An 875-nucleotide genomic window follows, 5' to 3' on the forward strand; every position below is an offset into this window, starting at 1 on the left:
ATCTCAGCACCATCATGCCAGGACCATGATCCCAATCGCTCCCTGGATCCACAGAGAGCTACAATGCTATTTGAAGTCCATAGTACACTACTCTCCTTGGGTCTCCCTCTGATTAGTTCCACATAAAAACAAGGATTGAAGCATTCCTTGTTTGCCCAGTAATCAATGAATGCCCCTGAATACCCCGACCAATTCTGGTTGTTGACAATCATCTGGTATGAGATTGGCCCCGATTGAGTGTCGGTTTCTGCATTTGGAACTTTTAACATTTCATATCCTGACCTGGAGTCTTTGCTAATAGTCCTTCCAAGCCATGAGTTCTCACCGTCTAGGAATGCAAACCCTTTTACTCCAGGGTCTGGGCTCCCTCCTGTTATTGGCGCATCGCAGTTCCCACTGGTGGGGTCATTGGGTCGACTTGTGTCGGTTAAGATTTTTGAACACAAGTACTTGCTTGTGTGGGTCATCATCTCAGGATCTATAGTGATTACTGGTCTGTTTGCCCCCTTCCAATTGTCCCTGCATATACACTTGATCATCCCTGCTGCTCCATAACACGAACACTCTTCGATATGTTGAGCGTTCCCTGTCAGTTCTTCGATTTTCTGTATCTTTCCCTCTTTGAAATAAATTATCTTAGTTGCTGCTCTATTATTTGCTGGGCCATCTGTCATGACCACTGGGCAGACTCCTTTATGGCACACACATTCTGATTCTTGAGTTCTAAGAATGTTCCCTGCCCATGATGGGATTTCTGTAACTGGTCTCCCTCCGTACCACACCACTGCCGATGCATTGTTATTCGGTCCTGATATGCATATTGACATTCTTGATATGCCATCGTGGCATGACGTGCTTGACCATCCTATGCACTC

General features: G+C 45.8%; 1 protein-coding gene. It reads right to left on the reverse strand.

Annotated elements, in window-relative coordinates; all coding sequences use genetic code 11:
• Positions 1-674: sialidase/neuraminidase family protein (locus IEW15_RS25570; RefSeq protein ID WP_229708882.1), on the reverse strand; the 674-nt coding region annotated here is incomplete at its 3' end.
• Positions 675-875: the final 201 nt, after the last annotated feature.

Source organism: Tistrella bauzanensis (assembly GCF_014636235.1).
Taxonomy (GTDB): domain Bacteria; phylum Pseudomonadota; class Alphaproteobacteria; order Tistrellales; family Tistrellaceae; genus Tistrella; species Tistrella bauzanensis.